Here is a 6715-nt window from a genome sequence, read left to right as displayed (position 1 = left end):
GGGCTTTCTACGGCGCTTACGCCGGTGACCCCCGCTTCTCGGCCCCTCGCAGCGCACTCTCGATGACCCCATCAGCCCGGCCTATCGGTCAGGGCTTTTTTGCTGCCCGAACAGGGCGAAATGGGCATCGCCAGGCTGCGACCGGCACCGAGAACATCTCCCGATCTCGACCGTATGACAGGACTGCAATGAGTTCACCCAAACTAGGGCGCGATGTCATCTTCGACTACATTCGCGACGCCGGCATCGAGTACATCTTCGGTGTTCCCGGCACCCAGGAAATCCCGCTGATCGACGCCACCACCATTCCGGAGAACGGTGTCGAGTACATCCCGACCCTGCACGAGAACATCGCGATGGGCGCCGCGATGGGTTATGCCCGCGCGTCGGGCAGGCCCGGCGTCGCACTCGTCCACATCACCCCCGGCGCCGCCAATATCGTCGGAAACCTTTTCGACGCGTACACCTCGAATATTCCGGTCCTCGTCCTGTGCGGCCAGCAGCACAGCGATCTGCTGATCCAGGAGCCGCTGCTGGGATCGGATCTGGTCCGAACCGCGGGCCAGTACACGAAGTGGGCACACGAGATCCGCAGCGCGGACGAGATTCCGCTCGTCATGCAGCGTGCGTTCAAAGAATTGTTCACGCCGCCGTTCCGGCCCGTGTTCGTCTCGGTGCCGTGGGATTTCCTGATCGAGCAGCCGACCTTGCAGGAACCGGCCCGCTCCACTCGGATCGCGCACGCGGTGACCGGCGACGAGGCCGGGATCGCTGCGGCCGTCGAGACTCTCGCCAACGCGAACAATCCGGTGCTGCTGGTCGGCGACGGCGTCGGAGAGGCCGGCGCGTGGCCGGAGATCGAAGGTCTCGCGAACCTGCTCGGCGCGGCCGTGTACTCGGAGTTCCAGGCGAGCCGGATGAACTATCCGAACGACCTGCCGCACTGGCAGGGTGAACTGGCACCCATCCAAGACGGCATCCACATGCAGTTGCGCGGCTACGACACCATCTTCCTGATCGGGGTGAACTCGCACGCCCAGATCTCGATCTTCCGGTGGGACAAGGGCCCGATCCTGCCCGCGGACCTGGTTCAGGTGGCGCTGCACAATGATTCGTGGCAGATCGGCAAGAACTACTTCACCGAGGTCGGTGTCCTCGGTGACATCAAGAAGACGCTGCCACCGATCATTTCCGGTATCGCCGCGAGCCCGCATTTCGACCTCGCGTCGGCGCAAGCGCGCAATGCGAACATTCTGCGGCTCGGTGCGCAACGCGACGCCGCGTTCTCGGCCGACGCCGATCAATTCCAGTTGCTCGATTCGGCGGCGGTTGCCGAACTCGAGACCGTCGACTCGGTGGTTTCGGAAGAATCGAAGACCGCTGTCGTCGACGCCCCTGTGCCGATTCCCGGTCAGCAGGTGGCGTTCGCGCTGGCGGAAGTGCAGAAGACGCTCGATCGGCCGATCACCGTACTCAACGAAGCGTTCTCGATCGCCAGCAGCTTGCAGAAGGTGGTTCAGTACGATTCGCCGGACGCCTATTTCTGCACCTCGGGTGGTTCGCTGGGATTCTCGTTGCCCGCGTCGATCGGATTCTCCCTCGCCGTGCGGGAGGAGCGCTACATCGTCAATGTCATCGGCGACGGTTCGGCGCTGTTCCACACCAATTCCTGGTGGACCAGCGCCAAATTCGATCTGCCGGTGCTGTACATCGTCGTCAACGACGCGCAGTATTCGTCGCTGGTGATCGGGCTCGGGCTGATCGAACGCGTCTACGGCTGGCGGCCGACCAATCCGGCGACCTACCTGAGCCTGGGCGAACCCGAGCAGGATTTCGTCGACATCGCCAAGACCTTCGGCATCGACGGAAAGGTGGTCGACGACGGCCGCAAGCTGCAGCGCGCGATCGAACGCGGATTCCGGGCCGTCGCGGACGGCAAGCCCTATGTCCTCGATATTCGCACCACCCCTGCCCTGCCCCCGGCGCTGCCGCCCGCGGTGGATGTCCTGCTGGCCGAAAGGTCGAGTGCCGACGCGGAATACGTGGAGAAGCTGCGCGATATCGGCCCTCCGTGATCCCCCGGGGTTAGCTGATTGTGCTGCCGAGTGGACGGCGACCGTGACATTTGCCATCGGTCGCCGTCCACATCGGTATCTACCTGCCATCGGAGCGGACTGCGATTCTCAGTCGAGAGACCGACGCCTACGAGAATGGAACGCTATGCACAAGCTTGTCCGGCTCCGAAATGTCATGACACTGCTGGCCGCGACCGCGGTGTTCGCGACTGCCGCGTGCGGCAGCGACACCGAATCGGCCGACGCGCCGGCGCCCACTACGACCGCCGCTGCCGCCGTGGCGAAGCCGACCATCGTGCTGGTGCACGGCTCGTTCTCCGACAGTTCCAGCTGGGACACGGTCGCGGGCAAACTACGGGCGCAGGGCTACCAGGTGGTCCAGCCGGAGAATCCGTTGCGTGGACCGAGTTCGGACGCGGCCGCCGTCACCTCGGCGATCGCGAATGTCACCGGGCCGGTCGTGCTGGTCGGGCATTCCTACGGCGGTGCCGTGATCAGCAATATGCACCGTCCGGAGGTCAAGTCCGCGGTGTTCATCGCGGGCTTCGCTCCGGCGAAAGGCGAACCGGTACAAGCACTCTCGGATCCCGCGAAATACCCGGGCAGCAAGATCGGTCCGGCGTTGCAGATCAAGCCCACCGACACCGGGGCCGAGGTCACGCTGAAACCCGAACAGTTCGGCGAGGTCTTCGCTCAGGACGTCAGCGCCGATGTCGCGGCGCAGCTCGCCGCGCGTCAGCGGCCTACCTCCGCGGCCGCGCAGGCCGAGCCGAGCGGGGACCCGTCGTGGGCGTCGACTCCGTCGTGGTACCTGATCTCGACCGAGGATCAGATCCTGCCGCCCGCGGCGCAGCGCTTCCAGGCCGATCGCGCGAAAGCTCAGGTCAGTGAAGTGAAGTCCTCGCACGCGTCGCCGGTGTCACATCCGGACGAGGTGGTCGCGACCATCACCGCGGCCGCCCGCTGAACCAGCGAAGCGCCGAAACCCGACGGCACTGTGCCGTCGGGTTTTCCGGCGTCCCGGCCAGGTGCTGTCGCGACCGGTCGAGCTCACAGCCAGCCGGCATTGCGGGCGATGCGGATCGCGTCGATGCGGTTGCGCCCACCGATCTTGGTGATCGCGTTCGACAAGTAGTTGCGCACCGTCGCCGGTGACAGGAACAGCGTGGTGGCGATCTCGTCGGTGCTGATCCCGGTCTCGGCCGCCCGGATCACATCGGCCTCACGGGTGGTGAGCGGACTGGTACCGGTCTCGAGGGCCGCGGCGACCAGGTCGGTGTCGATCACCCGCTCGCCGGCGACGACCTTGCGGATACTGTCGGCCAGCGTCTGCGCCGGTGCGTCCTTGACGACGAAACCGCGCACCTGCGCGTGCAGGGCGCGCAGCAGATAGCCTGGCTGACTGAGTCCGGTCAGGATCAGCACCTGGGTTTCGGGGACCTGTTCGTGAATGAGCTTGGCGACGCTGAGTCCGTCCAGGCCCGGCATGTCGATGTCGAGCAACGCGACATCCGGGCGCGTGCGCAGGATCTCGTCGATGACATGGTCGCCACGGTCCAGTTCCGATACCACGTCCATGTCTTCCTCGCGGGACAGCAGCGCCACCAGCGCGCCCCGGATCATGTGCATGTCCTCGGCGACGAGCACGCGAATCATCATGTCCCCCCTGGGATCTCGACGCGCAAGTGAAACAGGCCGTCCTTGCTGTGTCGCGCCGACACGGTACCCGACAACGCCGCCGTCCGCTCCGCCAGTCCGGACAGGCCGTTCCCGGAACCCGGCTTGCGGTGCGCCCCGTCGTTGACGATCTCCAAGAACAGCGTGCCGTCCCGCCGACCGGCTTCGATCCAGCACGTGCGGGCGGTGCTGTGCCGCAGCACATTGGTGATGCCTTCGCGAGTGGCCCACGCGAACGCGTCGTCGACCTCGGGCGCCAGCGGCGGAAGATCGATGTGATGGTGGGTGTCGATCCCGGCGGCCGACAACAGGGCGGTGGCCCCGGCGGCTTCCGTGCGCAGGGAGATGGTGTGCTCGCCGAGGGTGACTCGTCGCATCGCCTGCAGGGTCTCGCGGGCGAGTGCGGCGATGCCGTCGATTTCCGATCGTGCCGCGCCCGGATCGCTGGGCAGCAACGCCGCGGCCAGGTCGCCCTTGAGCGAGACGGCCGACAGGCTCTGCCCGAGGAGATCGTGCAGGTCGCGCGAGACCCGAAGGCGTTCTCGGCCCGCGGCCTGCTCGGCGAGATCGGTGCGGGTGCGTTCGAGTTGGGCCACGGCGCGGACCAGCAGGGCCACGCCGACGAGGCACCCGGCGATGGCGGTGAACACGACCACCACCTCGATGGCGGCCGCCACCGGGTGACGCGACGCGATGCGGTCGGCGGCGAACAGCGTGCCGACCGCGGTGACGGCGATCGGGGCCGCGCAGAGGAGTACGCGAGGCAGGCCGCGTACGAGCAGTGCGGCCGAGGCGACGAAGAACACCTGGCTGATGCCCCACGCCGTCGGCGACCAGACCATCGGTAGGTACACGAGACCACTCAGCAGCGTGAAGGTCATGGGCCAGCCCCGCGGGCGAGGGTCGTCGGCGCTACCGGGCTCGCGGTCCGCGCCGACGGTGCCGAACGCGTGGTACAGGTGCACGGCGACCACGGCGACCGCCAGTATCCACCACAGCGAGGCCGGGCCTGCCTGCTCGGTTCCGGCGAAGGTCGCCCGTGCGGGCGCCAGCGCACCGGTAGCGCAGGTGGTCCCGACCAGGAGGAACCGCGCGGTCTGCGCGGTCGCCAGCCAGGGTCCGAGGAGCGGGCGTGACACCTCGGTCATCCGAGTTCCCCTGCCGTGGTGGCGGTTCTGGGCTCGATGGCGCAGTCGAGCTGCCAGCGTGCCCCCACCTGGCGAACAGTGATCAGCACCGGTTCGGTCGGCCCGTCGCGCAGGAGCCGCGCCAGGAGGTGGCGCAGTTCGGCGCGCAGTGGTTCCTCGTACTGTGCCGGTGGTCCTTCGGCGGGCAGGTCGATGCGGGCAACCACGCCCGCTGCGGCGAGAAGTGTTGTAGTGGAAGCGAGCTCACGGCGAAAGTCGGTCTGCTGGACACTGCGGATCAGTTGCCGCGCCTGGGCGAGGCCGCTGCGCGAGGTGGCGACGAGCTCGCCGAGTTCGGCGCGCGCCGACACATGGTCGCTCCGCGCGGCGGAACTCGCCGCGCGATCGGCGGACTCGGTGATCGCCACCAGTGCGGTATGGACAGTTCGGGTGACCGTGCGGTCGATTCGCAGTCGTTCGCGGGCGACGGCCTGTTCGGCGAGCGCCGCACCGGCACTGCGTAGTCGGCGCAACGCGACGACCATCCAGACCAGCGTGTAGACCGCGACCACCCGCATCGCGGTCGTGACCAGCAACCAGATCGCCTCCTGCTCGGTCGCGCCGAGCAGTGCCGCCGACGGCGCGACGGCGGCGATCAGCACCACCGCGATCGGCAGGGCGAGCACGGGTCGCAGCGTCAGCGCGACGACCACCGCCACGATGTGCACGGTGTTCAGCCACGCGACACCGAGGACCGGCGCCGCCCCGACCACCAGCACGGCCAGCAGCGCCGAGGTGATGGGCGCTGCCGGTGGGACGGCGTCGCGGACAGCGAAGGCGAGGTGACGGAGGTAGAGCGACAGGCTCGCCGCGAGCAGAGCGGCGGTGACGGCGAGGTCGGGTCGATGCCCGGTGTCGGTGGTGACGGTCGCGATCAGCGTCAGGGTGCCGAGCGCGAGCGCGGCCACGACAGTGCCCGCCGCGGCGATGTCCACGGCGTCGCGGGGAATCCGCGCCGACAGCCCACGCAGCACGCCGAGGGCGGCGCCGGTCCGATCGGGCCGGGTCGCGTTCGACAAGGGCGCACGTTCCAGTATCACCGCTACCACCCCATGACTGTTCCGCGAGCCGCGACCGCCCGCCAGAAACCAATGTAGACGTTCACCGATGACATTCGTCATCGACGAATGTCCACATCTATCTCTAGCCGTGGTTCGAGACCGTGCGGGATTGTGGGAATCGGCCATGCATCGGGGCGGCGGTCACCTGGTAACGAATTCATCCCCCAAGAAATTGGGGCCTGGTGAAATCTATTGGGCGACAGTAGGTTTGGGCTGAACATCGGGTCGCGGGGGCATAGATACCGGGACCGGGACCTTGCGGGGGCAGGTTCGGGCGATCGCCGCCATACCACGCGCACATCACCGTCGATGCGTGCTTCAAGCACTGTTGTTTCTCGCTCGACTGCAACTGCGATAGGCCGTCATTCGCGGCTTTGCGGTGTCTATTGCACAAGATTGGACCTCGATCATGACAACCATCGAGCATCTGTTCGCGCGACGCGTGCACGGCGCCGATCGCGACACCGAATCCGGCACCACATCGACGACACCGCGCCTGCTCGGGGTGGCGTCGGCGAATCCGCCCACGCGGTACAGCCAGCGCGAGCTGGTCGATCTGCTGGCCATCGACGACCCGAAGATCCGCGGTGTCTTCCTCAACGGCGGGATCGAGCACCGCTATCTCACCCTGCCGCCGGTCGACGACGCGGGACAGTTCCGGTCCGAGTCGCAAGGTGACCTGCTGCGCAAGCATCGACGGCACGGCGTGGACACC

General features: G+C 67.3%; 5 protein-coding genes and 1 pseudogene. 3 read left to right on the top strand and 3 right to left on the bottom strand.

Annotated features, from left to right (window positions below):
• Positions 1-188: 188 nt before the first annotated feature.
• Together ACFWF3_RS19035 and ACFWF3_RS19030 are read left to right on the top strand one after the other, a co-directional pair.
• A complete protein-coding gene (locus tag ACFWF3_RS19035) occupies positions 189-2075 on the top strand; it encodes a thiamine pyrophosphate-binding protein (protein ID WP_379314672.1) in 1887 nt (628 codons plus the stop codon).
• A gap of 145 nt (positions 2076-2220) precedes the next feature.
• Positions 2221-3042 (top strand): alpha/beta hydrolase, encoded by an 822-nt coding sequence (locus ACFWF3_RS19030; protein ID WP_379314671.1) that lies wholly within the window; start codon positions 2221-2223, stop codon positions 3040-3042.
• An 83-nt stretch (positions 3043-3125) separates the two neighbouring features.
• On the opposite strand, the gene ACFWF3_RS19025 is transcribed toward ACFWF3_RS19030, so the two are convergent.
• From ACFWF3_RS19025 to ACFWF3_RS19015, 3 genes are read right to left on the bottom strand one after another with little or no spacing between them, the layout of a single operon-like run.
• Complete coding sequence (locus ACFWF3_RS19025) at positions 3126-3731, bottom strand: response regulator (RefSeq protein WP_378995351.1); 606 nt, start codon at positions 3729-3731, stop codon at positions 3126-3128.
• Complete coding sequence (locus ACFWF3_RS19020) at positions 3731-4900, bottom strand: sensor histidine kinase (RefSeq protein ID WP_378995306.1); 1170 nt, start codon at positions 4898-4900, stop codon at positions 3731-3733. Before ACFWF3_RS19020 ends, ACFWF3_RS19025 begins: the two co-directional genes overlap by 1 nt.
• A complete protein-coding gene (locus tag ACFWF3_RS19015) occupies positions 4897-5958 on the bottom strand; it encodes a hypothetical protein (protein ID WP_379314670.1) in 1062 nt (353 codons plus the stop codon). Before ACFWF3_RS19015 ends, ACFWF3_RS19020 begins: the two co-directional genes overlap by 4 nt.
• Positions 5959-6409: 451 nt before the next feature.
• Between ACFWF3_RS19015 and ACFWF3_RS19010 the strand changes: the two are divergent.
• Positions 6410-6715 (top strand): annotated as a pseudogene (locus ACFWF3_RS19010) (type III polyketide synthase); the annotation flags it as partial.

The sequence above is a fragment of the Nocardia sp. NPDC060220 genome, from assembly GCF_042727815.1.
Classification (GTDB): Bacteria; Actinomycetota; Actinomycetes; order Mycobacteriales; family Mycobacteriaceae; genus Nocardia.
This window is presented reverse-complemented; position numbering and strand designations above follow the sequence as displayed.

Excerpts from the sequence above, each read along its gene's own strand:
- ACFWF3_RS19020 (WP_378995306.1), bottom strand. The coding sequence starts at position 4,900 with ATGACCGAGGTGTCACGCCCGCTCCTCGGACCCTGGCTGGCGACCGCG.
- ACFWF3_RS19035 (WP_379314672.1), top strand. The coding sequence starts at position 189 with ATGAGTTCACCCAAACTAGGGCGCGATGTCATCTTCGACTACATTCGC.
- ACFWF3_RS19030 (WP_379314671.1), top strand. The coding sequence starts at position 2,221 with ATGCACAAGCTTGTCCGGCTCCGAAATGTCATGACACTGCTGGCCGCG.
- ACFWF3_RS19025 (WP_378995351.1), bottom strand. The coding sequence starts at position 3,731 with ATGATTCGCGTGCTCGTCGCCGAGGACATGCACATGATCCGGGGCGCG.